Consider the following 24,078-nt stretch of genomic DNA (forward strand, 5'->3'; position numbering starts at 1 on the left):
TTAGTGGAAAACCACTTTTTTCTTTCCCGCTAACGCCGCAGTCGACGCGGCAATCACCGGCTGAAGATCTGAACGCGGTGGTCGGGCATTGCCGAATCTGGCGGATTCAGTGACAAGCTCTTGATTGTCCGCCATCAGAACGATGGCGGACAACGACAGAGAAACGGCAGTTAACGCTGGGCTTCTCCGCCCAGCGCTTCAATCAGGTTTGCAATCAGTGCCGCCAGCTCGCTGGTCATCAAAATAAAGTCGGCATCAAAGCGCTGAGCAAAATCGTCCCGATCGATATCGTCATTCTGTTCCCGCAGCGTATCTGAGAATTTCAGCCGTTTTAGCGAGCCATCGTCAGATAAAACCAGTTGAATGCGCTCCTGCCAGTCCAACGCCAATTTGGTGACGAGCTTGCCTGCTTCGATATGTACGGCGATTTCATCGCAGACCAAATCCTGTTTTTTACAGCGAATAACGCCGCCGTCTTCCAGAATGGCTTTTAGCTCGGCTTCATCCTGTAGGGCAAAGCCGGGGGCAGGTTCGCCGGAGCGTACCCACTCGGTCAGCGTCAGTTCGATTGGGTTTTCCATCGTCAGCGGTACCACGGGCAACGATCCCAGCGTCTTTCGCAGCAGTGCCAGCGTGTCTTCCGCTTTTTTGGCGCTGGCGGCATCGACCATAATCAGGCCATTAACGGTATCGACCCACAGCCAAACCTGACTGAAGCGGCTGAAGGCTCGCGGCAACAGGCTATGCAGCACTTCATCCTTCAACGCGTCTTTTTCGGTTTTTTTCAGCTTGCGATGCTGCTCGGCCTCCAGACGTTCGATCTTGGCCTGAAGCGTCTGTTTGATGACGGGAGACGGTAGGATTTTCTCTTCTTTACGCGCACAAATGGCAATTTGCCCGTTAACGACGTGGGTCAGCGCATCGCTATGTGAGCCCATCGGCGGCACCCAACCCGTTTTCATCATATCCTGACTGCCACACGGGGTGAAGGCAAAAGCACTGAGCCGTTTTTCCATTTCATCTGCCGATAACACATTATCTTTGGACAGCGCGCTGTCCCGGCTTAAGCGGTAAATCATTAAATTTTTAAACCACAGCATGGAGTTATCCCTGACTGGGCGCGCAGGTTTGCACGCGAGGTTGCAATGTTGCGCGCATGATAACGAATTCGACGCCGCAATGTGGAATAAAATAGCGAAATTCAGCGCGCTGATCGTCCGGCTTCGTGTTATAACGAATTGGTTTATTTGACTATTTCTGTATTAGAACATTTTCCGGCAAGTCCGGAATTATTTATAACGCGTGGGGGCATCATGAGAATCGGCATCGACCTGGGTGGAACAAAAACAGAAGTCATTGCGCTCGATGATGGGGGAAAAGAGCGCTTTAGACAGCGTATGCCGACGCCAAGGAATGATTACCGGGAAACATTGCGTACGATTAGCTCGCTGGTTGCGCTGGCGGAAAAGGCGACCGGTTGTCGCGGCAGCGTCGGCGTGGGGATCCCGGGCACACTGTCGCCGTTTACCGGCAAGGTAAAAAACGCTAACTCCATCTGGCTAAACGGTCAGCCGCTGGATCGCGATCTCGCCGCATTGCTGAATCGCCCTGTTCGGATAGCTAATGACGCAAACTGTTTTGCCGTTTCGGAAGCGGTTGACGGCGCCGGAGCCGGGAAGCAGACCGTTTTTGCTGTGATCCTTGGAACCGGCTGCGGGGCAGGAATTGCGCTAAACGGGCAGGTTCAAGTGGGCGGCAATGGCATTGCCGGCGAATGGGGACATAACCCGCTGCCCTGGATGGATGAAGATGAACTGAACTATCGGCAGACGGTTCCCTGCTACTGTGGCAAATCGGGGTGTATTGAAACCTTTATCTCCGGCACCGGGTTTGCCGTGGATTATCAGCGTCTGAGCGGGCAGGCACGCAAAGGGGAGGCGATTATCGCTTTAGCGGAGCAGGGCGATCCCATCGCGGAGCGGGCTTTGCAGCGTTATGAACATCGTCTGGCGAAATCGCTGGCGCATGTGATTAATTTGCTCGACCCGGATGTGGTGGTGCTGGGCGGCGGAATGAGTAATGTTTCCCGTCTTTATCAGACCGTGCCGGCAAACATCCCGCGGTGGATTTTCGGCGGCGAGTGCGCAACGCCCGTCCTTCAGGCCATACACGGTGATTCCAGCGGCGTGCGCGGCGCCGCCTGGCTATGGCCGAAGACGGAATAGCGGTTAAACCGCGTAGTGTGGCGCCAGCCGACTGATACCCAGTCCGTTGATCTTCTGCACTTTAATTTGTACCGGAATGCGGTCTTTCATCGCTTCGACGTGGCTGATGACGCCGATGGTTTTGCCGGTGGCGTTCAGGTTATCAAGCGCGTCCAGTGCTATATCCAGCGTTTCGGTATCCAGCGTTCCGAAGCCTTCATCCAGAAACAGGGAATCAATGCTGGTTTTGTTACTGACCAAATCGGACAGCGCCAGCGCCAGCGCCAGACTAACCAGAAAGCTCTCCCCGCCAGAAAGCGTCTTGGTGTCGCGTTCGGCTTCAGCCTGCCAGGTGTCTATCACCAGTAATTCCAGTTTCTCTCCCAGCTTCCGTTTCAACTGGTAGCGTCCGTGCAAGCGAGAAAGCTGTAAATTAGCAAGGTGAACCAGATGGTCCAGCGTGAGTCCCTGCGCAAATGTGCGGAATTTGTGCCCGCTTTGTGAACCAATAAGCCGGTTGAGTTCGCTCCAGTCATCATAAGTTTGCTGGCTTTGGGCGATCTCGGCGAGCAAATCCTGCTGGTTCTGGCGCTGCTGTCGGTCGTCAGCCAACTGGCGTTGTATTTCCCCCTGCTGGCGCAGGTTGGCTTTCAGCGCTTCATCCTGCGCTGTCAACTGCTGCTGTAGCGATTCCCGCGTCACGTCTTCCGTCAGTGAGGCGGGCTGATTGCGTTGATGCGCGAACAGTGCCTGTTCAGCCTGCCGGAGAAGCGCCACCGCTTGCTGTAAGTCTTGGTTCAGTTTTTCTTTCAGTGCCTGTAACGCCAGACGTTCCTGCTCATCGATCAACGCATTGAGGAAAGCCGTTTCATCAGCAAAGTCGCTGTGTTGCAACGCCTGATGAAAGCGCGCTATCGCCTGCTGATGCAGACTCACGCTCTGTTCATACTGTTGCTGCGTGCGTGCTCGTTCTCCCGTCAGGCGGCTCAACGCGGTTTCGCTTTTCTGACGAGCTGACTGGGCCAGCCGGAACGTATCGTCATACTGCTGGCTGGTTTGCTGCCACTGTTCGCGAACGTCTGCGATCCTTTTCTCCCCGAAAAGCGCCCTCCGTTCCTGACGGCTTGCCTCAAGTTGCGCGATGTGTCGATCCCGTTGCTGTTGTTGCGCCTGGCACTGTTGCATCGCTTCGTTCAGGTTGTGATTCAGGTGCTGAAGGTCGCTTTCCAGCGTTGCCAACTGCGGGATTAACCGCGACAGTTCCTGTTCTTTGGCTTTCCAATCTTGCCATTCGCTATCTCGCTGAGCCAGCCAGTCATTCTGTCTATCGGCATCCGGCAGCGTCAGCCCTAACGCGGTGAGCGTCTGCGTCATATCCTGATGGTATTGCGTTAAGCGCTGTTGTATCCCCTGTCGTGACCGTGCCATTTCCGTCAGCGCATTATTGAGCGTGTTTTGCTGCTCGGCATTCAGCAAGATTTTCTGGTCAAGCTCCCGCAGCGATGCCTCTGCAACCGTCAGTGAATCCTTACTTTCCTGCCATTGCTTTTGCTGCTGTTCACGTGCTGATATTTGCTGTCGGATGTCCTGCTCATCTGTTTCACAGCGCGCAAGCCATGACTCGACCTCATCCGCTTGTTCCGGCGAATAGTTAACTTGTAAGTGTTCACTGACATCTCGCCACGATTGCAGACAAGTTTGATACTCACTGTCATGCTGATCGATGTCGCGCTGTAGCTGCGCCGACTGCTGTTGGAACAAGGTCAACTGTGTGGTGATGTTGGCCAGTGCGGTTGCTAACCGGTTGACCTCCTGCCGTTTGGCGAGCAGGCGCTGTTCGGTTTGCGAAGATTGCAACGCCTGATAGCGTTTGACAGCCGGATGTTCGGTCGAACCGCACAGCGGACAAGGGGCGCCAGCCTGTAGTCTTTGTCTTTCGGCTTCCAGCCTGATGATCTGCTCTTCCTGCCGGTACAGCGTTTCCAGATCGGCCAAATGCTGGTTGTGTTGCTCATACTCAGACTGTCGCTGTTTCTGCTCACTTTCCGCTTGCTCAATCTGTGCTCGCACCTCTGTTTGTCTGGTTATGAGCTGATGCTTGCGGACACGTAGACGCTGAAACTGATCGCTGGCAATGGCCAGCTTTTGGCGAGCATTTCGCCGATCGGTCAGTTGATTAAACTGCTGGTGCAGTGTGGAAAGCGGCTGAGTCGCTTCCAGATCTTGTCGCGTTTCTTCAAGCCGTGTGAATTGCCGACGGGTCGCATCGACCTCGACGTTTTGTTCATGCCGTTGTGCTGCCAGCGTTTCGGCCTCGCGCTGTAGCGTTGCCAATTGCTCCGTGTATTGCCTCTGCTTCTGGCTTAGTTGCTGCTGTTCGTCCTGGAGCGGGGTCAGCTGCTGAAACTGCGCGCGCCACAGAGGAAGCTGTTCTCCCCACTGTTGATGCGTCGCGTGCCGCTGACGGTAAGCGTGGATCTGCGCAAGTCGCTGCTCAACCTGTTGTTGCTCCGTCGCTGTCTGCGACTGCCTGCGCGTGTCGGCCTCCAGACGTGCCTGCGTTTTCGCCAGTTCATCTTGCAGTTGGGTTTTCTGCTGCTCCAGCGTAGCAATGCGGTGATCGAGCGGCACCACGCGTTCGTTTATCAACCGTTCCTGTTGCAGGCGCGCCTGTTTGTGTGCGTTGACATCCCGCTCCGCCTTTTCTTCCTGCTGGCGCAGCGTCGCTAACGTCGCTTGCTCGGCCGTCTGTTTCCCGCTCAGTTGTTCAATATACTGAGAGAGCTGGCGAGATTCCTGTTGCTGGCGCTCGCGCTCTTCATACAGTGGTCGAAGCTTTTCTGCCGGTTCGCTGGCGGCTAATCTGTCGAGCTGTGGCCTCGCCTGTTGAATGGCGGACTCCGCATTGGCGTGTCGGGCCTGCGCATGGGTCAACTGTGTTTGTTGCTGCGCCAACTGCTCGAACCAGCGCAGCGTAGTCAGCGCTTGCTCACGTTCGACGTTGCACCGTTGCTCCTGCTGGATTAGCCCGGCAAGCTGTATTTCTATCTGTTGACGCTGCTCGCCGGTTAAAAGTTGAATGCCTGATACGCGCGCTCGCTGCATGTCGAGTACCGCGCTTGCCTGTTTATGATTTTCAAAAACGCGCAGGGAGATCAGACCGTAGATATCCGTACCGGTTAACTCTTCCAATAGCGCCGCACGATCATCGGCTTTCGCGTTGAGGAAAGCGGCAAATTGCCCCTGTGACAACATCATGGAACGCGTAAAGCGGCCAAAATCCAGTCCGGTAATCTGTGCCACTTTTTCTTTCTTGTCGTTAAGCTTTTCGCACAGGATCTTACCGCCCTCAATCAGGGCAAGTTCAGCCTTGGGCGCTTGCAGGTTGCCGTCCGGTGCGTTTCTTGCCCGGCGCTGGCTCCAGAAGGCGCGGTATCCGATACCCTTAACTTCAAATTCTACCTCGGCAAGGCACTCCGCCGTGTTGCGGGTCATCAGGTCATTGCTGCCGGTGGAAAGCGGGCCTAACCGCGGCGTTTCGTGATACAGCGCCAGACAGATCGCATCCAGCAGCGTGGTTTTTCCCGCGCCGGTTGGGCCGGTTATTGCAAATAAGCCGCTACTGGAAAATGGCGCCTGTGTGAAATCGATCTTCCATTCCCCTTTCAGCGCATTGAGGTTTTTTAAGCGCAGGCTGAGAATCTTCATTTGGCTGACTCGCTATTTTCCAGTTCATCAATCACCTGATTAAACAGCGATCGCACGCGCTGTTGGCGGCCGTCTTCCATTTCTGTCTCCATCGCCAGACGACGTTCAAAAACGTCATGGACACTCAATTCATTCAGGGTTTCCTTATCCTGCCGGATTAGCGCCTGCAAGCGCTGTTCGCGCGTGCGCCGCAGTAAAAGGACTTCTACAGGCAGGTTTTCGGTCATCGCCTGAACGCGTTGTTGCAGCTCGTTCAGGTAGTCCTGCGTACTGATTTCGATATCCAGCCAGACCGGTTTGTCGCCCTGATAATGCTGAAAAGCGGTCAACTGTCGCTCAATGTCGCTCAGGGTGCCTTTAATGAGCTGCATCGGTTGGGTTACCGGAACGGGGAGCAGGTCGATTTGTGGCGGCGCTCCCGGCGTAAAACTGACCAGACAAACGGACTTCTCGCTGCCAAGCTCATCAAAACTGAGTGGAATGGGCGAGCCGCTGTAGCGGATATGGTCACTTTTTGTCACTCTCTGCGGGCGGTGGATGTGGCCGAGGGCGATGTAATCCGCGGGAGGAAATGCCTGAGCGGGGAACGCATCCAGCGTGCCGATGTAGATATCGCGCACGGATTCAGACGCCGTTGCGCCTATCGTCGTCAGGTGGCCGGTGGCAATAATCGGTAGCGGCAGACCAAGCTCGTCACGCTTTTTACAGGCCAACTGATAGCATTGCTGGTAGTGCGCGGTAATGGCTTCCTGTAGCGCCAGCTGTTTTTCATCACCGGATTGCCCGGCTTTGCTGGTCAGTACATCGCGCGGGCGCAAATACGGGATAGCGCAGAGCAGGGCGCCGGGCTGTCGCCGGCGGTTTTCCAGCACGATCACCTGTTCGGAGGGGGCGTCGCTGGCGCAGGCGATGACTCGCGTGTTCAGACAGGCCAGCACGTCTCGGGATTCATTTAACATCGCGACGGAATCGTGGTTGCCGCCAAGCACGATGAGCTGGCAACCTGTGTGCTGTAGCGCGACCACGAAGCGATAGTACATTTCCCGCGCATAGCTAGGGGGCGAGCCGTTATCAAAAATATCGCCCGCCACGATAATGGCATCGACCTGATGCTCCTCCACCTGAGCGATCAGCCAGTGTAGAAAAGCCCGATGTTCAGCGGCGCGGCTTTGGGTATAAAAATACTGTCCTAAGTGCCAATCGGCGGTGTGGATGATACGCATCGCGTTCTCTCAATTTTCGTGTTGCTGGCGCTGGCATCGAGTGAGGTTGCCTTGTGTTTCGTCGTCGCCATCGCGCCCGTAATCGCAATGCCGTGATTATATACGTTAAAGAGAGAGTGGCGGCCTTTACTGCGTCAACAAGTTTAGAAAGCCGCTCGAAAAATGGCGTGTATGTGCTGTAATAAAGGGCGCGTGCGGGAGTGCGTGTTTTTCATAAATCTGTCATAAAACTGACGCATAATGCCTATCGCCTGCTAACAGCGACGATGATTAACGACAGGATTAACAATGGCAAAACGCATATTAGTCGTGGAAGATGAAGCGCCAATTCGTGAGATGGTCTGCTTTGTACTGGAGCAAAATGGTTATCAGCCAGTTGAAGCCGAAGATTATGACAGCGCGGTGATTCAGCTGTCAGAGCCGTTCCCGGAACTGGTGTTATTGGACTGGATGCTGCCGGGTGGGTCAGGTCTGCAATTCATCAAACACATGAAACGCGAGGCGCTGACGCGTGATATCCCCGTGATGATGTTGACTGCGCGTGGCGAAGAAGAAGACCGCGTGCGCGGGCTTGAAGTTGGCGCCGATGACTATATTACCAAGCCGTTTTCGCCCAAAGAGCTGGTGGCGCGTATCAAAGCCGTTATGCGTCGTATTTCGCCGATGGCCGTCGAAGAGGTGATTGAAATGCGCGGCCTGAGTCTCGATCCTTCCTCCCACCGTGTAACGACGGAAGAACATGCGCTGGATATGGGGCCGACGGAGTTTAAGTTGTTACATTTCTTTATGACCCATCCTGAACGTGTTTATAGCCGGGAGCAGTTGCTGAATCACGTGTGGGGCACTAATGTTTATGTGGAGGACAGAACCGTCGACGTCCATATTCGACGCCTGCGTAAGGCGCTGGAAACCAGCGGGCACGATAAAATGGTGCAAACAGTGCGGGGAACGGGGTACCGTTTTTCAACGCGTTACTGAGGCGATAGTTTCGGAGAAATATTAACGTGCTAGAACGTTTATCCTGGAAAAGGCTGGCATTGGAGCTGGCTTTTTTTTGTCTTCCCGCCGCGCTGCTGGGGCTGATCTTTGGTCATTTGCCTTGGTTTCTGTTGGCTGCGGTCGTCGTATTACTTTGTTGGAATTTTTATAACCAGTTAAAACTCTCTTACTGGCTGTGGGTTGATCGCAGTATGACGCCCCCTCCCGGACGTTGGAGCTGGGAGCCGCTGTTTTACGGGCTGTATCAGATGCAGTTACGTAACCGCCGTCGCCGCCGTGAGTTGGCGCTCTTAATCAAGCGGTTTCGTAGCGGGGCCGAATCCTTGCCGGATGCCGTAGTGATGACAACGGAGGAAGGAACGATCTTCTGGTGTAATCATTTGGCGCAGCACCTGTTGAATTTTCGCTGGCCGGAAGATAATGGCCAGAATATCCTTAACTTATTGCGCTACCCTGAATTCAGCGATTACATGAAAAATCAGGATTTTAGCCGTCCTCTCACCTTGCAGTTGAATAATGCCCACCATGTTGAATTTCGCGTGATGCCGTATTCCGAAGGGCAATTGCTGATGGTGGCGCGCGATATTACACAAATGCACCAGCTTGAAGGCGCAAGACGTAACTTTTTTGCCAATGTGAGCCACGAGCTGCGTACCCCGCTGACGGTATTACAAGGGTATTTGGAAATGATGCAGGAAGAAACGCTGGATAGCGCATTGCGTGGGAAAGCGTTGAATACCATGCAGGAGCAGACCCGACGCATGGATGGGCTGGTGAAACAACTGCTGACATTGTCACGGATTGAAGGCGCGACGGCGATCGATCTGAACGAGAAAGTGGATATCCCCTTGATGTTACGCGTACTGCAACGTGAAGCACAGGCGCTCAGTCAGGGCCGTCATGAGATCATCTTTCGCGTGAATGAGACCCTTCGTGTATTTGGTAATGAAGAACAACTGCGCAGCGCCGTGTCAAATCTGGTGTATAACGCGATTAACCACACGCCAACGGGAACGCGTATCGAAGTCTGCTGGCAAAAGATCCCTCAGGGGGCTCAGTTTCAGGTCAGCGATAACGGGCCGGGAATTGAGGCAGAGCATTTGCCACGCCTGACCGAGCGTTTTTATCGGGTGGATAAGGCGCGCTCGCGGCAGACGGGCGGCAGTGGTTTAGGGCTGGCTATCGTTAAGCATGCGCTCAACCATCATGAATCACGTCTGGAAATCATCAGCGAGGAGGGACAGGGCTCGCGTTTTGTCTTTACCTTGCCTAACCGGTTGATTGTCCCCTTCTCTCTGGCTGAAAATACGGTGAAACCTTCAGCCTGACGGAAACGCTATTCATGAGAACCGCCACCTATATTGCAGGCGTCTTTTTATTGCTGTTCAGTGCGTTTGGCGCTGCCCAGCCTCGCCAGATGCTGGCGGGCAACCTCTCCAGCGCGGGGTCGGATACGCTGGCGAATCTGATGGCCTTTTGGGCTGCGGATTTCAGCCAGCATTACCCTAATGTGAATTTACAGATTCAGGCGGCGGGATCCTCGTCTGCGCCGACGTCTCTGGCATCCGGCGCGGTGCAGCTTGGCCCGATGAGTAGGGCAATGAAGGCCAGCGAAATTGAGGCATTCGTTCAGCATTATGGCTATCCCCCGCTGGCCGTGCCGGTCGCGATGGACGCGCTGGTGGTGTTGGTTAATCAGGACAACCCGCTGTCCGGGCTGAATGTGTCGCAGTTAGACGCCATCTTTTCGATTACTCAGCGTTGCGGCAGCCCTCGTCCGATAAAACGATGGGGGGAGTTGGGGCTGCGCGGCCACTGGGAAAAACGTGCCTTACTGCGCTATGGACGAAATTCGGCATCCGGAACCTATGGGTTTTTTAAACAAAAAGCGCTCTGCCACGGCGATTTTCTGCCACAGGTCAATGAGCTGCCCGGTTCGGCGTCGGTGGTGCAGGCGGTTGCGGCGTCAACTGACGCTATCGGTTATGCCAGCGTGGGGTTTCGTACCAGCGGTGTGAAGATGGTGCCGTTAGCCGCACAGGGTGTTAACTATATTTATCCCTCGACCGAAAATATTCGCAGCGGCCTGTATCCCTATACGCGCTATCTCTACATCTATGTGAATAAGCCTCCGGGACAACCGCTGGAAGCCCTGACGGCGGCATTCTTAGGCCGGGTGTTGTCTGAGAGCGGGCAAGCGCTGGTGAATAAGGATGGTTATTTACCGCTGCCGGAAGAGACACGCCGGCTCGCGCGTCGGCAGCTTGGTCTGGCGGAATAATCCGCGTTTCCCCACACAAATTTGCAAAATTTTCACGTTACTTGAAATTTATTCATGTAACGTGAAAATTCTTCCATTGCCCTGCTCAGAGTAGCATGACAGGATAGCTCCAATTTGGACGTCCAGATGGCTAGGTGTGCATTTTCGTAACTATCTCTTTGGGCAAATATTTCCTAGCGAAACTATCAGCCAGCCTGTTTACCCCATTGGAGATTGTGCTGGCGAGCTGTCAGGAGTGACATATGGCAAACACATTTCCCCCTTTCCGTGCTGATATCGTCGGCAGTTTCTTGCGCCCAACCGCGATTAAGCAGGCGCGCCTTCAGCATCAGGCAGGCGAGATTGATGATGTGGCACTGCGTAATATTGAAGATCGCGAGATTCTGCGCATAGTAGAAAAACAGCGTGAAGCGGGTTTACGGGTGGTGACGGATGGTGAACTGCGTCGTGCCTGGTGGCATTTCGATTTTTTCGCCGATCTGCACGGGGTAGAGCGCTATGAAGCTGATCAGGGTATCCAGTTTAACGGTGTTCAGACGAAATCCCATTCCATCCGGGTGGTTGATAAAGTCAGCTTCAATCCTCAGCACCCGATGCTTGATCATTTCCGGTATCTGAAAAGTATTTGCGGTGATGCGGTGCCTAAAATGACGATCCCCAGCCCCAGCGTGATGCATTTCCGCGGCGGACGCAAAGCGATTGATGCAACGGTTTATCCTGATCTGGCGAATTATTTCGACGATCTGGCACGAACCTGGCGGGATGCTATTCACGCGTTTTATGATGCGGGGTGCCGCTTTCTGCAACTGGATGATACCGTCTGGGCTTATTTGTGCTCTGATGATCAAAAACGTCAAATTCGCGAGCGTGGTGAGGATCCAGACCAACTGGCGCGGATTTATGCCGATGTTCTGAACAAAGCGCTGGCGGATAAACCCGCCGATCTGGTGGTGGGGTTGCACGTGTGCCGCGGTAACTTCCGTTCGACCTGGATTTCCGAAGGCGGCTATGAACCCGTTGCGGAAATTTTGTTTGGCGAAGTCAACGTTGATGAGTTCTTCCTGGAATACGATACTGAGAGAGCCGGTGGATTTGAACCGCTGCGTTTTGTGAAGCCGGGTCATCAGCAGGTTGTGCTGGGATTGATCACGACGAAAAACGGTGAGCTGGAAGATGCTGACGTCGTACAGGCACGTATCGAAGAAGCCGCCAGATATGTGGATATTAATCAGATTTGCCTGAGCCCGCAGTGCGGCTTTGCGTCAACGGAAGAAGGCAATAGCCTGACGGAAGAGCAGCAGTGGAACAAGTTAAAGCTGGTGGCGGATATCGCTCATCGCGTGTGGTGACGACGCGAAAACGCTGAATTGACAGCATCGGTAATGAGAAGGCCGGATCGTGCGATCCGGCTTTTTTTATGGGTGCGCTTGCCCATTCAGCCAGTGCCGGCTAAGGCGCGCTTATATACGATATGCGTTTTTTATGACCGAAAAGCGCATTTTATCCCTTTTTATTTCAGTCTTTTTGCAATGAAGTATCAATAAATGCACAAATCATGTGTTATGTAAAACATGATAAACCAATTTATATTCTGATTTTTGTCGCCGATTAGGTAATATACTCTGGTTTTTCGATCTCCACTTGTCTTTTTACGCTATAAACGTTTTACTTAGCCCCCAATGTAGCTGTGCGAAAATTAACTCCCATATAAAGCCCGCCATCTTTCGAATCGCCGGGGTGTTGGCGTCATTCTTCTCCCTCTTTGTGAACGATTGCTGGTGGTGATAATGGCACAGTTTTCTTTTTATCGATTTATACAGGCAACACGACATCACTATGAGTCATCGTTTAGCGTCCAAGGACATTGTGGCATTAGGTTTTATGACCTTTGCCTTATTCGTTGGGGCGGGGAATATTATCTTCCCGCCTATGGTGGGTTTGCAGTCGGGAGAGCACGTGTGGACTGCGGCGACCGGTTTTCTATTGACGGCGGTTGGGCTGCCGGTACTGACGGTGATCGCGCTTGCCCGTGTCGGCGGCGGTGTTGATGCGCTAAGCTCGCCGATAGGTAAAAAGGCGGGCGTTGTTCTGGCAACCGTGTGTTATCTGGCCGTTGGGCCGCTGTTTGCGACGCCGCGTACCGCCACCGTCTCGTTTGAAGTCGGTCTTGCGCCTCTGTTTGGCAATGGCGCGTCCCCGCTGCTGATTTACAGCCTGATCTACTTTGCTATTGTCATCGCGATTTCTCTGTACCCAGGCAAGTTGCTGGATACGGTCGGCCATGTATTGGCGCCGCTGAAGATCATTGCGCTGGGGGTGCTGGGCATTGCCGCGGTGATATGGCCAGCCGGTACGCCGATTCCGGCGACAGAAGCGTATGAGCATCTGCCGTTCTCTAATGGTTTTGTAAACGGCTATCTGACGATGGATACGCTGGGCGCGATGGTCTTTGGTATTGTGATCGTTAACGCGGCCCGTTCGCGCGGCGTGGCAAGCCCTGCGCTGCTCACGCGTTATACCGTGTGGGCAGGGCTCATTGCGGGCGTTGGTCTGACATTGGTTTATTTGAGCCTGTTCCAGCTTGGCTCTGTCAGTAGTTCACTGGTGCCGCAGGCGCAAAACGGAGCCGAGATCCTTCATGCCTATGTGCAATATACGTTTGGCAATATGGGAAGCAATTTCCTGGCGTTGCTCATCTTTATTGCGTGTCTGGTAACGGCCGTCGGCCTGACCTGCGCCTGTGCTGAATTCTTTGCTCAGTATTTACCCTTGTCCTACCGGACGCTGGTGTTTGTGCTCGGTGTGTTTTCCATGGTGGTGTCCAATCTTGGGCTGAGCCATCTGATTCAACTTTCTATTCCCGTACTGACGGCAATCTATCCACCCTGTATCGTTCTGGTTTTATTGAGTTTTACACTGCGTTGGTGGAATAATCGTTCGCGCATTGTGGCACCGGTCATGTTAATCAGTCTATTGTTCGGCGTGATAGATGGTATAAAATCATCGGCTTTCGCATCGATGTTGCCAGAATGGAGTCTCCGCCTGCCGCTCAATGAGCAAGGGCTGGCGTGGCTGCCGCCGTCGCTGCTGGTTTTACTGGCGGCAGTGATTTACGACAGATTTTGTGGCGGTCAGGAAGTGACGGTACATCAATAATCGTATGTAATGTCCACTATGCAGGGGCGCTTTGCCCCTGAAAATATGTTGGATGTTGATACCACAGGCCTTGCCTGTGGTTTTTCTTTTGTAAAATTCTCTTTATAAGACAGGGTTGCTTACCAATGGAACAACCATCTTCCAAGCTCAAGCGTGGATTAAGTACGCGGCACATTCGTTTTATTGCCTTGGGTTCGGCGATAGGAACCGGCCTTTTTTATGGTTCCGCCAGCGCAATTCAGATGGCAGGCCCCAGCGTGCTGTTGGCTTATCTGATTGGCGGCGTCGTCGCTTACATTATCATGCGCGCGCTGGGCGAAATGTCTGTACACAATCCGCAATCCAGCTCTTTTTCTCGCTATGCACAGGATTATCTCGGTCCGCTGGCGGGGTATATCACCGGCTGGACCTACTGTTTTGAGATGCTGATTGTTGCCATTGCCGATGTGACCGCGTTCGGTATCTACATGGGCGTTTGGTTCCCGGCGGTGCCGCACTGGGTTTGGGTTTTGAGCGTGGTACTCATTATCGGCGCTATCAACCTCATGAATGTGAAGGCGTTCGGCGAGCTGGAATTCTGGCTCTCCTTTTTTAAAGTTGCCACGATTATCATCATGATCGTCGCCGGGATCGGCATTATCATTTGGGGGATTGGCAACGGCGGTGAACCTACCGGCATTCATAATCTGTGGACCAATGGCGGATTCTTCAGTAACGGGGTGATGGGGATGATCCTATCGCTGCAACTGGTGATGTTTGCGTATGGCGGCGTTGAGATTATCGGGATTACTGCGGGTGAGGCCAAAGATCCGCATAAATCCATTCCCCGCGCCATTAACTCTGTTCCCTGGCGTATTCTGGTGTTTTATGTGGGCACGCTGTTCGTCATTATGTCGATTTACCCGTGGAATCAGGTCGGCACCAATGGGAGCCCGTTTGTACTGACGTTCCAGCATATGGGCATTACCGCTGCGGCGGGTATCCTCAATTTTGTCGTGATTACCGCGTCACTGTCGGCGATTAATAGCGATGTATTTGGCGTAGGCCGTATGCTGCACGGGATGGCGGAGCAGGGGCATGCGCCGAAAATGTTCACCCGCATTTCCCATCGCGGTATTCCGTGGGTAACGGTTGTTGTCATGATGATGGCGCTGCTGGTGGCGGTGTACCTGAACTACATCATGCCCGGCAAGGTTTTCCTGGTGATTGCGTCGCTGGCGACTTTCGCCACGGTGTGGGTATGGATCATGATTCTGTTTTCCCAGATCGCGTTCCGCCGCCGCTTGAGCCGGGATGAAGTGAAGGCGCTGGCGTTCCCGCTGCGCGGTGGTATTGCCACGTCCATATTCGGTATTCTCTTCCTGTTCTTCATTATCGGTTTGATCGGCTACTTCCCGGATACCCGCGTGTCGCTGTATGTCGGCGTCATCTGGATCGCGCTGCTCTTACTGGGCTATGTCTGGAAGAAGAAGCGTCAGAACGCGGTGGCTGCACAGCATTAAACTATCAGAAGGAGCGCTCCCGTCAGAGCGCTCCCATCAGCGCGTTTTTTTGAGCTGATATTACGCTTTCGGAGCAGTCATTTGCTGCGCCATTATCCGCATATCGTGGCCGGTCGGCGTTTGATGAACGCGGAGATCGAACTCCGGTAAAATCGCAAAGATATGGTCAAAGATATCAGACTGAATGCTTTCGTAATCGACCCAGGCGGTGGTGTTGGTAAAGGCGTAAATCTCCAGTGGTACGCCTTCAGACGTTGGTGAAAGCTGTCTCACCATCAGCGTCATCCCTTTATGAATGCCCGGATGCGCGCGCAGATAAACCTGAAGATAAGCGCGGAACGTCCCTAAATTCGTCAGACGTCTGCCGTTAAGCGGCGAGGTCAGGTCGGAATTGGATTGCGCATTGTGTTGCTCCAGTTCGCTCTGTTTGTTCTGAATGTAAGACGACAGCAAGGTGCTGCGCAGCAAGCGCGCCTGCTCGTCTTCCGTCATGAAATGTACGCTGGTGGTATCGATATTGATACTGCGCTTGATCCGCCTGCCGCCGGATTCCGACATCGAACGCCAGTTTTTGAAAGAGTCGGAAACCAGCGAGTAGGTCGGGATGGTGGTGACGGTGTTATCCCAGTTTTTCACTTTGACCGTCGTCAGCCCGATATCGATAACGGCGCCGTCAGCGCCGTATTTCGGCATTTCCAGCCAGTCTCCCAGCGTCAGCATATCGTTGGCGGAGAGCTGGATACCGGCGACCAGCCCCATGATCGGATCCTTGAATACCAACATCAGTACGGCGGCCATGGCACCTAAGCCACTGATGAGAATCAGCGGCGATTTACCGATGAGTAATGAGACCACCATGATACTGATGACGACAGTGGCGATCAGTTTCAGGCTCTGGAAGATACCGCGTAGCGGCAGCTGCGCGGCGACTTTGGTTCGGGCGGAGACGTTGAGGAGAACGTCGAGTAGCGAGAACAGGGACAGCAGCGCAAAAATCATGATCCACACCTGGGAGCAGATAATCAGCGCTTCACGGGTTTCACTCTGTGCGGGAAGCCACACAAAGACCTGAATATTGAGGATCACCCCTTGTAGCAAGAAGGCCAGACGGTTAAACAAGTTGTGCTGCGTCAGCGCCTGTTTCCACCCGTGCCCCTCGGTTTTACCGGGTTTATTGAGTGAACGCAGCACCATTCTTTTCAGCACAACCTGATGCAAAATCAGGTGAATGACGGCAGAAATGAGCAATATCAGCCCGAGAACAATCAGTAACGCAATGATGCCAGCGTGTTGTATCTGTGCCTGTTCCAGCCAGCGCGCGAGATTTTGTTGCATGCGTTCTCCTTTAGTTCAATGAATCTGTCGTGCATGAACACGATGTATTAAGGCTAAGGATTTAGCGGCCCCAGTCAACCTTTTGTATTGGCTGGGATCTCGACGGGAAGGACGAGGCAGGGAAGGCGATGTGCGAAAATCGCGGGCAAAGAAAAAGCCAGTTACCGGGGTAACTGGCCTGGTCATTATCCTGCTGTCAGGCAGAATAGGGATTACAGCTTATCCGCGTTTTCAGACAGGTATTTAGCCACGCCGTCTGGTGACGCGCCCATCCCGGACTTTCCTTTTTCCCACTGTGCCGGGCACACTTCGCCGTGCTCTTCGTGGAATTGCAGGGCATCAACGGTACGCAGCATTTCATCAATGTTACGGCCCAGCGGCAGATCGTTAACGACCTGATGGCGAACGATACCGTTTTTGTCGATCAGGAAAGAACCACGCAGCGCAACACCGGCTTCTGGGTGTTCGATGCCGTAGGCTTTTTGAATTTCACGCTTAACGTCCGCAACCATCGCGTATTGCACTTCCCCGATACCGCCTTTATCGACCGGGGTTTTACGCCATGCGTTGTGAACAAATTCGGAGTCGAAAGAAACCCCAACCACTTCTACGCCACGTTTCTGGAATTCGGCATAGCGGTGATCGAAGGCAATCAACTCAGAAGGACAAACAAAGGTGAAGTCCATCGGCCAGAAGAAGATCACGGCGGCTTTGCCATTAATGTGCTTCTTAAGGTTGAAATTTTCGACGATTTCGCCACTGCCTAAAACGGCAGCTGCGGTGAAGTCTGGAGCTTGACGAGTTACCAGGACCATAATTACTCCTGTAGATAACGGTTAATGGTTGGAGGATATAAAAAACAGCAATTAGTATAGGGATTCTGCCCGCACGAATACAGGCAAAGAGACCAATCAGTGAGATAGTTTCTACCTATTGATGTAATCGCTGTTTCCTTTCAGGGATTTACGCTGACGCTTCTGATATCAAGCGTGAAATACCAGACAAACGTGGCGATCTCAGAGCTGATGAGCTTTCGCTAACTGCATCATGCGCGGATAAAATTGCCAGAAGAGCGTTTCGAATTGGTGATAATGCTGCTCGATATCCTGAAAAGAGCCGGCCAGCGCGACCAGTTTCGGACGACGTACCGACATTCTCCGCAGCACATCGGCGATAAACGGCAGTTCCGCATAGCGGGTCAGCCAGCGTTCTGGCCACAGATAGCGATTGAGATGCTGAAAGCCATCGGGCGTGAGTGCCAGATACGGCTCAATTTGTGATTGCGCGCCGTCAATAAACGTCTGTAACGGCGTATCCGGCACCAGATGCTGCCAGTGGCGCGCGAGATAATGATCCCACAGAACATCCAGCGTGATCGGCGCAACGCGGCGATGGGCTTCGCTGAAATACTGACGCGCCTGTTTGACTTCCGGCAGGCTGTCGGTGAGCACATCGACGCGGCGATGCAGGCGTATGCCTGCGACGATCTCGTTGGGGTAACCGTTCTGCGGGTTACCGCGCACAAAGTCCGCCATCAGGTTGCCTAACAGGGAACTGTCGGCCAGCGCGGCGAGATGGAGGTGAGCAAGAAAATTCATCGCGATAGTATATACCTTTCATCACCGCCTGCGCACATCCCATTGTTCGCAAGGGACGATTGCGCGCAGGGAATGACGTTGCGAGGAGAGTGTCGCGTTGGTACGTGCTTATTTCTTGCAGCCATGCGCTTGCGGCTCTAGACTAGGCCGCCCATTTTCCATGTATTAACAGCTAAGTGAATTGCCATGCGCGTTGCCGATTTTTCATTTGAACTCCCTGACTCATTGATTGCCCACTATCCACAGACGGAACGCAGCGGATGCCGCCTGCTGACGCTGGAGGGGTCGACGGGGAACCTGACGCACGGTGTATTTACTGATTTACTGGAGAAACTGAACCCGGGCGACCTGCTGGTGTTCAACAATACGCGCGTCATTCCGGCGCGTTTGTTTGGCCGTAAGGCAAGCGGCGGCAAGCTGGAAGTACTGGTTGAGCGCGTATTGGATGAACATCGGGTGCTGGCGCATGTTCGAGCGTCAAAAGCGCCGAAGCCCGGAACGGAACTGCTGCTGGGGGATGACGAAAGCGTCAAAGCCACGATGGCGGCTCGCCACGATGCGCTGTTTGAACTGCATTTCGACGATTCCCGCGATGTCCTGTCGATCCTGAATGATATCGGCCACATGCCGTTGCCGCCGTATATCGACAGGCCTGATGAAGATGCCGATCGCGAACTTTATCAGACCGTGTACAGTCGACGTCCGGGGGCCGTGGCCGCGCCGACGGCAGGGCTGCACTTTGATGAACCGATGCTGGCCGCGCTGCGCGAGAAAGGCATTGAAATGGCATTTGTCACGCTGCATGTCGGGGCGGGAACATTCCAGCCTGTGCGTGTGGAAACCATTGAAGACCATATCATGCATGCCGAATACGCCGAAGTACCGCAGGATGTCGTCGACTCCGTGCTCGCGTGCAAAGCGCGGGGAAACCGCGTAATAGCCGTTGGCACGACCTCGGTACGCTCACTGGAAAGTGCCGCGCAAGCCAGTCAGGACGCGTTGATTGCGCCCTTTTTTGGCGATACCCGAATTTTTATCTATCCTGGCTACCACTACCGTATTATTGATGCGCTGGTGACGAATTTCCATTTGCCGGAATCCACCTTAATCATGTTGGTATCGGCCTTTGCCGGCTATCGGAACACCATGTCCGCCTACCGTGAGGCGGTGGCGCAACAATACCGTTTTTTCAGCTACGGCGATGCCATGTTTATTACGCGCAACCCGGCAGCCGAACAGGAAAACGTGGGATAAACCCGCTTTTCATACAAATAGGGACGCCACAGACCAGGCTCTGTCAGGCGTAAATATGATGACCATCAGACTGTTTTCTGGTGTTGGAGGCTAAGTGAAGTACGAATTACACACAACGGACGGTCGTGCGCGACGCGGCAGATTGATTTTTGAACGCGGCGTGGTGGAAACACCGGCTTTTATGCCCGTAGGGACCTATGGCACGGTGAAAGGGATGACGCCGGAAGAAGTGAAAGAGACCGGCGCGCAGATCCTGCTCGGCAACACGTTCCATTTGTGGCTGCGCCCCGGTCAGGAAATTATGAAGTTGCACGGCGATCTGCACGATTTCATGCAATGGCATGGTCCGATTCTGACGGACTCCGGTGGTTTTCAGGTGTTCAGTCTTGGCGATATCCGCAAAATTACCGAACAAGGCGTACATTTCCGTAACCCGATCAACGGAGACGCGATTTTCCTTAGCCCGGAAAAATCAATGGAGATTCAGTACGATCTCGGTTCCGATATCGTCATGATCTTCGATGAGTGTACGCCGTATCCTGCCGATTGGGATTATGCCAAACGTTCGATGGAGATGTCGCTGCGCTGGGCGAAACGCAGCCGTCAGCGTTTTGATGAGCTGAATAATAAGAATGCGCTGTTCGGGATTATTCAAGGCGGCGTTTACGAAGATTTACGTGATGTATCCGTAAAAGGTCTGGTAGATATTGGCTTTGATGGGTACGCTGTGGGCGGTTTGGCCGTGGGTGAACCGAAAGAGGATATGCATCGCATTCTGGAGCATGTCTGTCCGCAGATCCCGGAAGATAAACCGCGTTATCTGATGGGCGTTGGTAAACCGGAAGATCTGGTGGAAGGCGTGCGCCGCGGGATCGACATGTTTGACTGTGTGATGCCGACGCGCAACGCCCGTAACGGACATCTGTTTGTCACTGACGGCGTGGTGAAAATCCGTAACGCGAAGTATAAAGATGACGTCAGCCCGCTGGATGAACATTGTGATTGCTACACGTGTCGCAATTATAGCCGGGCCTACTTGCATCACCTTGACCGTTGTAACGAAATACTCGGCGCGCGACTCAATACCATCCATAACTTGCGTTATTATCAGCGTTTAATGGCGGGTTTACGTCAGGCCATTGAAGAGGGTAAATTAGAGCGCTTTGTGGTGGACTTTTACCAGCGGTTAGGTAAACCCATTCCGCCGCTTGCTGAAGAAAACGTTGCCGCAGGCAACTGACACTACGCGCTGTTATGAATTGCATTTTGCTGTGAAGCGTTTTTACGATTGTAAGGTTGATAACTTATCTTTTTGATAGCTTATCTTTTGACAAAAAAGAGGATATTTAAATGAGTCTTTTCATCTCCGATGCCGTGGCTGCGACCGGTGCTCCGGCTCAGGGAAGCCCGTACTCTCTGGTTATTATGCTGGCCGTTTTTGGTCTGATTTTCTACTTTATGATCCTGCGTCCTCAGCAAAAACGCGCGAAGGAGCACAAAAAGCTCATGGACTCCATCAGCAAAGGTGATGAAGTGTTAACGACCGGTGGTCTGGTCGGGCGCGTGACGAAAGTGTCTGAAACGGGCTATATTGCCATCGCGTTGAATGAGACCAATGAAGTGGTCATCAAACGTGATTTCGTGGCTGCCGTGCTGCCGAAAGGCACGATTAAGGCCCTGTAATTTCCGATTTTCCCGAAGGGAACTGCCGTGTTAAACCGTTATCCTTTGTGGAAGTACCTGATGCTGGCCGTGGTGTTGATCATCGGCCTGCTCTATGCGCTTCCTAACCTTTATGGTGAGGATCCGGCGGTACAAGTTACTGGCGCGCGGGGAACCGCCGCCAGCGAAACGACGCTGATCCAAGTCCAGAATGTCTTAAAAGAACAGAATATCACCAGTAAGTCGATTGCATTGGAAAACGGTGCGATTTTGGCTCGCTTCTCTAACCCCGATGTACAGCTGCGCGCGCGCGAAGCGCTCGTTAATGCGCTGGGCGAAAAATTTGTCGTTGCACTCAATCTGGCTCCGGCAACGCCAACCTGGCTACGCGTGTTGGGCGCTGAGCCGATGAAGCTGGGGCTTGACCTGCGTGGCGGCGTTCACTTCCTGATGGAGGTGGATATGGATACCGCGCTGGGGAAACTGCAAGAGCAAACGATGGACTCGCTGCGCAGCGATCTGCGTGAAAAGAACATCCCTTATGCCGCCGTACGTAAGATTGATAATTACGGCGTTGAAATCCGCTTTCGTGACGGCCAAACCCGTGATAGCGGCCTCAGCTACCTGACCTCTCGCCATCGCGATCTGGTTCTCAGCGGCAGCGGCAGCAACCTGCTGCGTGCGGTCATGTCGGATGAACGCCTGCGTGAAGCGCGTGAATACGCGGTACAGCAGAACATCAATATCCTGCGTAACCGTGTGAACCAACTGGGGGTAGCAGAGCCGCTGGTACAACGTCAGGGCGCAGACCGTATTGTTGTTGAGCTGCCGGGTATTCAGGATACCGCGCGCGCGAAAGAAATTCTTGGCGCGACCGCCACTTTGGAATTCCGTTTGGTTAATAGTGACGCCGATGTGACCGCCGCAGCAAACGGTCGTGTGCCGGGCGATTCCGAAGTGAAGAATATGCGTGACGGCTCGCCGGTGGTGCTGTTTAAGCGTGTGATTCTGACGGGCGACCACATTACCGATTCAACATCAAGTACGGATGAGTACAATCAGCCGCAGGTGAATATTTCACTGGACGGCGCGGGTGGCAATACCATGTCCAACTTTACCAAGGACAGTATTGGCAAACTGATGGCGACGCTGTTTGTCGAGTATAAAGACAGCGGCAAGAAAGACGCCAATGGTCGTGCGCTGCTGGAGAAACACGAAGAAGTCATTAACGTGGCGACGATCCAATCGCGTCTGGGCAATAGCTTCCGCATTACGGGGATCAATAACCCGAATGAGGCGCGTCAGCTCTCTCTGCTGCTGCGTGCAGGGGCATTGATTGCGCCGATTCAGATTGTGGAAGAGCGCACCATTGGGCCAACGCTGGGGATGCAGAATATCACCCAGGGGCTGGAAGCCTGTTTGTGGGGGCTTGTGGCTTCTATCGTCTTTATGGTGGTGTACTACCGTAAGTTTGGCATGATTGCGACCACCGCGCTGGTTGCGAACCTGGTGTTGATCGTTGGCATCATGTCGCTGCTGCCGGGAGCCACGCTGACCATGCCGGGGATTGCCGGTATCGTGTTGACGCTGGCGGTCGCGGTGGATGCCAACGTATTGATTAATGAGCGTATAAAAGAAGAGCTGAAGAATGGACGTTCAGTCCAGCAGGCGATTCACGAAGGGTATAAGGGCGCGTTTTCCAGTATTGTGGATGCGAACCTGACGACGCTCATTACCGCCGTTATTCTTTATGCGGTGGGAACCGGTTCGATTAAAGGCTTTGCTATCACGACGGCAATTGGGGTTGCGACCTCCATGTTCACGGCGATAGTCGGTACTCGTGCCATCGTTAACCTGCTTTACGGCGGCAAACGCATTAACAAGCTGTCTATCTGAGGAGTGCGTTGTGGCACAGGATTATACCGTTGAACAACTGAACTACGGACGCCGTGTTTATGATTTCATGCGTTGGGATAACGTCGCCTTTCTGATTTCAGGAACGCTGCTTATTCTTTCTCTGATAGTGATAGGCGCGCGCGGTTTTAACTGGGGATTGGATTTCACCGGCGGTACGGTGATCGAAATCAATCTCGAAAAACCCGCCGATCTGGATCAGATCCGGGACTCTCTGGAAAAGGCGGGGTTCCACGATCCGTTGATCCAGAATTTTGGCAGCAGCCGTGATGTGATGGTGCGTATGCCGCCGAGCGTCGGGACTTCCGGTCAGGCGTTGGGGAACCGAGTGCTGGAGGTTATCAACGAGGGGACGCAACAACACGCGACGGTGAAACGTATCGAGTTTGTTGGCCCCAGCGTCGGGAGCGATCTGGCACAGGCAGGCGGTATGGCGCTACTGAGTGCGCTGATCTGTATTTTGATCTACGTGGGGTTCCGCTTTGAGTGGCGCCTGGCATTGGGGGCAGTGATCGCATTGGCGCATGACGTCATCATCACGATGGGGGTGCTGTCGCTGTTTCGGATTGAAATCGATTTGACCATTGTCGCTTCTCTGATGTCGGTTATTGGTTACTCGCTGAACGACAGTATCGTGGTGTCTGACCGTATTCGTGAAAACTTCCGTAAGATCCGTCGCGGGACGCCTTATGAGATCATGAATATCTCGCTGACGCAGACGCTGAGCCGCACCATTATGACTTCTGCAACGACTCTGGTTGTCGTGCTGATGCTCTACATCTTTGGCGGCGCAATGCTTGAAGGCTTCTCACTGGCGATGCTGATTGGTGTGTCTATCGGTACGGTGTCTTCCATTTATGTTGCTTCTGCTCTGGCGTTGAAACTGGGGATGAAGCGTGAACACCTGCTGATTCAGAAAGTGGAAAAAGAGGGAGCGGATCAACCGTCTATCCTGCCTTAATCCGCCTTATTGATATGAAAAACCCCGTTTTACGGGGTTTGAGTTTGCTGACAAAGTCCGATATGCGGTGATAATGGATGGATCGTAAAGACGCTGCAAGTACGTCCCTGTAAGCTCGAACCGCGCAGATATGAATCTCATCCCTGAGATTCACCCTTTCAGGGCCGTAGCTTGCGACGTTCAAAAGCGTTCCTGACGCTTTTGTCCCTGGCGCGGACGCTTTACTCTTCCATTCCATTCTCACCGTTCGATAAAAAGTGATGGGTTTGTCAACGGTTTGA

The 24,078-nt window shown here is 53.5% G+C and carries 18 protein-coding genes; 12 read left to right on the forward strand and 6 right to left on the reverse strand.

Annotation, left to right across the window (positions count from 1 at the left end; translation table 11 throughout):
- Positions 1-170 precede the first annotated feature (170 nt).
- Positions 171-1,100: a recombination-associated protein RdgC gene (gene rdgC / locus EDC54_RS01010; RefSeq protein ID WP_132452376.1), complete on the reverse strand. Its 930-nt coding sequence runs from the start codon at positions 1,098-1,100 to the stop codon at positions 171-173.
- A 213-nt stretch (positions 1,101-1,313) separates the two neighbouring features.
- Between rdgC and mak the strand changes: the two genes are divergently transcribed.
- Positions 1,314-2,225 carry a fructokinase gene (gene mak / locus EDC54_RS01015; protein ID WP_132452378.1) on the forward strand — a complete coding sequence of 304 codons (912 nt, stop codon included), beginning with the start codon at positions 1,314-1,316 and terminating at the stop codon, positions 2,223-2,225.
- A 3-nt stretch (positions 2,226-2,228) separates the two neighbouring features.
- On the opposite strand, the gene EDC54_RS01020 is transcribed toward mak, so the two are convergent.
- The gene (locus EDC54_RS01020) at positions 2,229-5,912 is read right to left on the reverse strand and encodes an SbcC/MukB-like Walker B domain-containing protein (RefSeq protein WP_132452380.1); all 3,684 of its coding nucleotides are present in this window, start codon (positions 5,910-5,912) and stop codon (positions 2,229-2,231) included.
- Positions 5,909-7,135 (reverse strand): exonuclease subunit SbcD, encoded by a 1,227-nt coding sequence (gene sbcD / locus EDC54_RS01025; RefSeq protein ID WP_132452382.1) that lies wholly within the window; start codon positions 7,133-7,135, stop codon positions 5,909-5,911. The genes EDC54_RS01020 and sbcD overlap by 4 nt, the downstream gene beginning before the upstream one ends.
- A 288-nt stretch (positions 7,136-7,423) precedes the next feature.
- On the opposite strand from sbcD, the gene phoB reads away from it, so the two are divergent.
- From phoB to proY, 6 genes are all read left to right on the forward strand, one after another.
- Positions 7,424-8,113, forward strand: coding sequence for a phosphate response regulator transcription factor PhoB (gene phoB, locus EDC54_RS01030; RefSeq protein WP_132452384.1), 690 nt, complete (start codon positions 7,424-7,426; stop codon positions 8,111-8,113).
- 26 nt (positions 8,114-8,139) lie between these two features.
- Positions 8,140-9,462 carry a phosphate regulon sensor histidine kinase PhoR gene (phoR, locus tag EDC54_RS01035; RefSeq protein ID WP_132452386.1) on the forward strand — a complete coding sequence of 441 codons (1,323 nt, stop codon included), beginning with the start codon at positions 8,140-8,142 and terminating at the stop codon, positions 9,460-9,462.
- 14 nt (positions 9,463-9,476) lie between these two features.
- Positions 9,477-10,415: a PstS family phosphate ABC transporter substrate-binding protein gene (locus EDC54_RS01040; protein ID WP_132452388.1), complete on the forward strand. Its 939-nt coding sequence runs from the start codon at positions 9,477-9,479 to the stop codon at positions 10,413-10,415.
- A 242-nt stretch (positions 10,416-10,657) separates the two neighbouring features.
- Positions 10,658-11,764, forward strand: coding sequence for a cobalamin-independent methionine synthase II family protein (locus tag EDC54_RS01045; RefSeq protein ID WP_132452390.1), 1,107 nt, complete (start codon positions 10,658-10,660; stop codon positions 11,762-11,764).
- Positions 11,765-12,251: 487 nt separating this feature from the next.
- Positions 12,252-13,571: a branched-chain amino acid transport system II carrier protein gene (gene brnQ / locus EDC54_RS01050; RefSeq protein ID WP_132452392.1), complete on the forward strand. Its 1,320-nt coding sequence runs from the start codon at positions 12,252-12,254 to the stop codon at positions 13,569-13,571.
- A 125-nt stretch (positions 13,572-13,696) separates the two neighbouring features.
- Positions 13,697-15,073 (forward strand): proline-specific permease ProY, encoded by a 1,377-nt coding sequence (proY, locus tag EDC54_RS01055; protein WP_132452394.1) that lies wholly within the window; start codon positions 13,697-13,699, stop codon positions 15,071-15,073.
- 60 nt (positions 15,074-15,133) lie between these two features.
- Here the strand turns inward: proY and EDC54_RS01060 are convergent, their stop codons facing one another.
- The 3 genes from EDC54_RS01060 to EDC54_RS01070 form a co-directional block, all read right to left on the reverse strand.
- Complete coding sequence (locus EDC54_RS01060) at positions 15,134-16,408, reverse strand: mechanosensitive ion channel family protein (protein ID WP_132452396.1); 1,275 nt, start codon at positions 16,406-16,408, stop codon at positions 15,134-15,136.
- 212 nt (positions 16,409-16,620) lie between these two features.
- Entirely contained in the window at positions 16,621-17,223 is a 603-nt protein-coding gene (locus tag EDC54_RS01065; protein WP_132452398.1) for a peroxiredoxin C, read from the reverse strand.
- 201 nt (positions 17,224-17,424) lie between these two features.
- Positions 17,425-18,006 carry an acyl carrier protein phosphodiesterase gene (locus EDC54_RS01070; RefSeq protein ID WP_132452400.1) on the reverse strand — a complete coding sequence of 194 codons (582 nt, stop codon included), beginning with the start codon at positions 18,004-18,006 and terminating at the stop codon, positions 17,425-17,427.
- A 186-nt stretch (positions 18,007-18,192) separates the two neighbouring features.
- Between EDC54_RS01070 and queA the strand changes: the two genes are divergently transcribed.
- The 5 genes from queA (at position 18,193) to secF (ending at position 23,797) form a co-directional block, all read left to right on the forward strand.
- Complete coding sequence (gene queA, locus EDC54_RS01075; RefSeq protein WP_132452402.1) at positions 18,193-19,260, forward strand: tRNA preQ1(34) S-adenosylmethionine ribosyltransferase-isomerase QueA; 1,068 nt, start codon at positions 18,193-18,195, stop codon at positions 19,258-19,260.
- A 94-nt stretch (positions 19,261-19,354) separates the two neighbouring features.
- On the forward strand, positions 19,355-20,500 hold the full coding sequence (tgt, locus tag EDC54_RS01080; protein ID WP_132452404.1) for a tRNA guanosine(34) transglycosylase Tgt: 1,146 nt from the start codon (positions 19,355-19,357) through the stop codon (positions 20,498-20,500).
- A 110-nt stretch (positions 20,501-20,610) separates the two neighbouring features.
- Complete coding sequence (gene yajC / locus EDC54_RS01085; RefSeq protein ID WP_012773703.1) at positions 20,611-20,943, forward strand: preprotein translocase subunit YajC; 333 nt, start codon at positions 20,611-20,613, stop codon at positions 20,941-20,943.
- 27 nt (positions 20,944-20,970) lie between these two features.
- On the forward strand, positions 20,971-22,818 hold the full coding sequence (secD, locus tag EDC54_RS01090; protein WP_132452406.1) for a protein translocase subunit SecD: 1,848 nt from the start codon (positions 20,971-20,973) through the stop codon (positions 22,816-22,818).
- 10 nt (positions 22,819-22,828) lie between these two features.
- Positions 22,829-23,797 (forward strand): protein translocase subunit SecF, encoded by a 969-nt coding sequence (gene secF / locus EDC54_RS01095; protein ID WP_132452408.1) that lies wholly within the window; start codon positions 22,829-22,831, stop codon positions 23,795-23,797.
- Positions 23,798-24,078: the final 281 nt, after the last annotated feature.

The sequence above is a fragment of the Samsonia erythrinae genome (assembly GCF_004342665.1).
Lineage (GTDB): Bacteria > Pseudomonadota > Gammaproteobacteria > Enterobacterales > Enterobacteriaceae > Samsonia > Samsonia erythrinae.

Bases quoted from the DNA above. Each gene is read 5' to 3' on its own strand.
- rdgC (WP_132452376.1), bottom strand. From the start codon at position 1,100: ATGCTGTGGTTTAAAAATTTAATGATTTACCGCTTAAGCCGGGACAGC.
- mak (WP_132452378.1), top strand. From the start codon at position 1,314: ATGAGAATCGGCATCGACCTGGGTGGAACAAAAACAGAAGTCATTGCG.
- EDC54_RS01020 (WP_132452380.1), bottom strand. From the start codon at position 5,912: ATGAAGATTCTCAGCCTGCGCTTAAAAAACCTCAATGCGCTGAAAGGG.
- sbcD (WP_132452382.1), bottom strand. From the start codon at position 7,135: ATGCGTATCATCCACACCGCCGATTGGCACTTAGGACAGTATTTTTAT.
- phoB (WP_132452384.1), top strand. From the start codon at position 7,424: ATGGCAAAACGCATATTAGTCGTGGAAGATGAAGCGCCAATTCGTGAG.
- EDC54_RS01040 (WP_132452388.1), top strand. From the start codon at position 9,477: ATGAGAACCGCCACCTATATTGCAGGCGTCTTTTTATTGCTGTTCAGT.
- EDC54_RS01045 (WP_132452390.1), top strand. From the start codon at position 10,658: ATGGCAAACACATTTCCCCCTTTCCGTGCTGATATCGTCGGCAGTTTC.
- brnQ (WP_132452392.1), top strand. From the start codon at position 12,252: ATGAGTCATCGTTTAGCGTCCAAGGACATTGTGGCATTAGGTTTTATG.
- proY (WP_132452394.1), top strand. From the start codon at position 13,697: ATGGAACAACCATCTTCCAAGCTCAAGCGTGGATTAAGTACGCGGCAC.
- EDC54_RS01060 (WP_132452396.1), bottom strand. From the start codon at position 16,408: ATGCAACAAAATCTCGCGCGCTGGCTGGAACAGGCACAGATACAACAC.
- EDC54_RS01065 (WP_132452398.1), bottom strand. From the start codon at position 17,223: ATGGTCCTGGTAACTCGTCAAGCTCCAGACTTCACCGCAGCTGCCGTT.
- EDC54_RS01070 (WP_132452400.1), bottom strand. From the start codon at position 18,006: ATGAATTTTCTTGCTCACCTCCATCTCGCCGCGCTGGCCGACAGTTCC.
- queA (WP_132452402.1), top strand. From the start codon at position 18,193: ATGCGCGTTGCCGATTTTTCATTTGAACTCCCTGACTCATTGATTGCC.
- yajC (WP_012773703.1), top strand. From the start codon at position 20,611: ATGAGTCTTTTCATCTCCGATGCCGTGGCTGCGACCGGTGCTCCGGCT.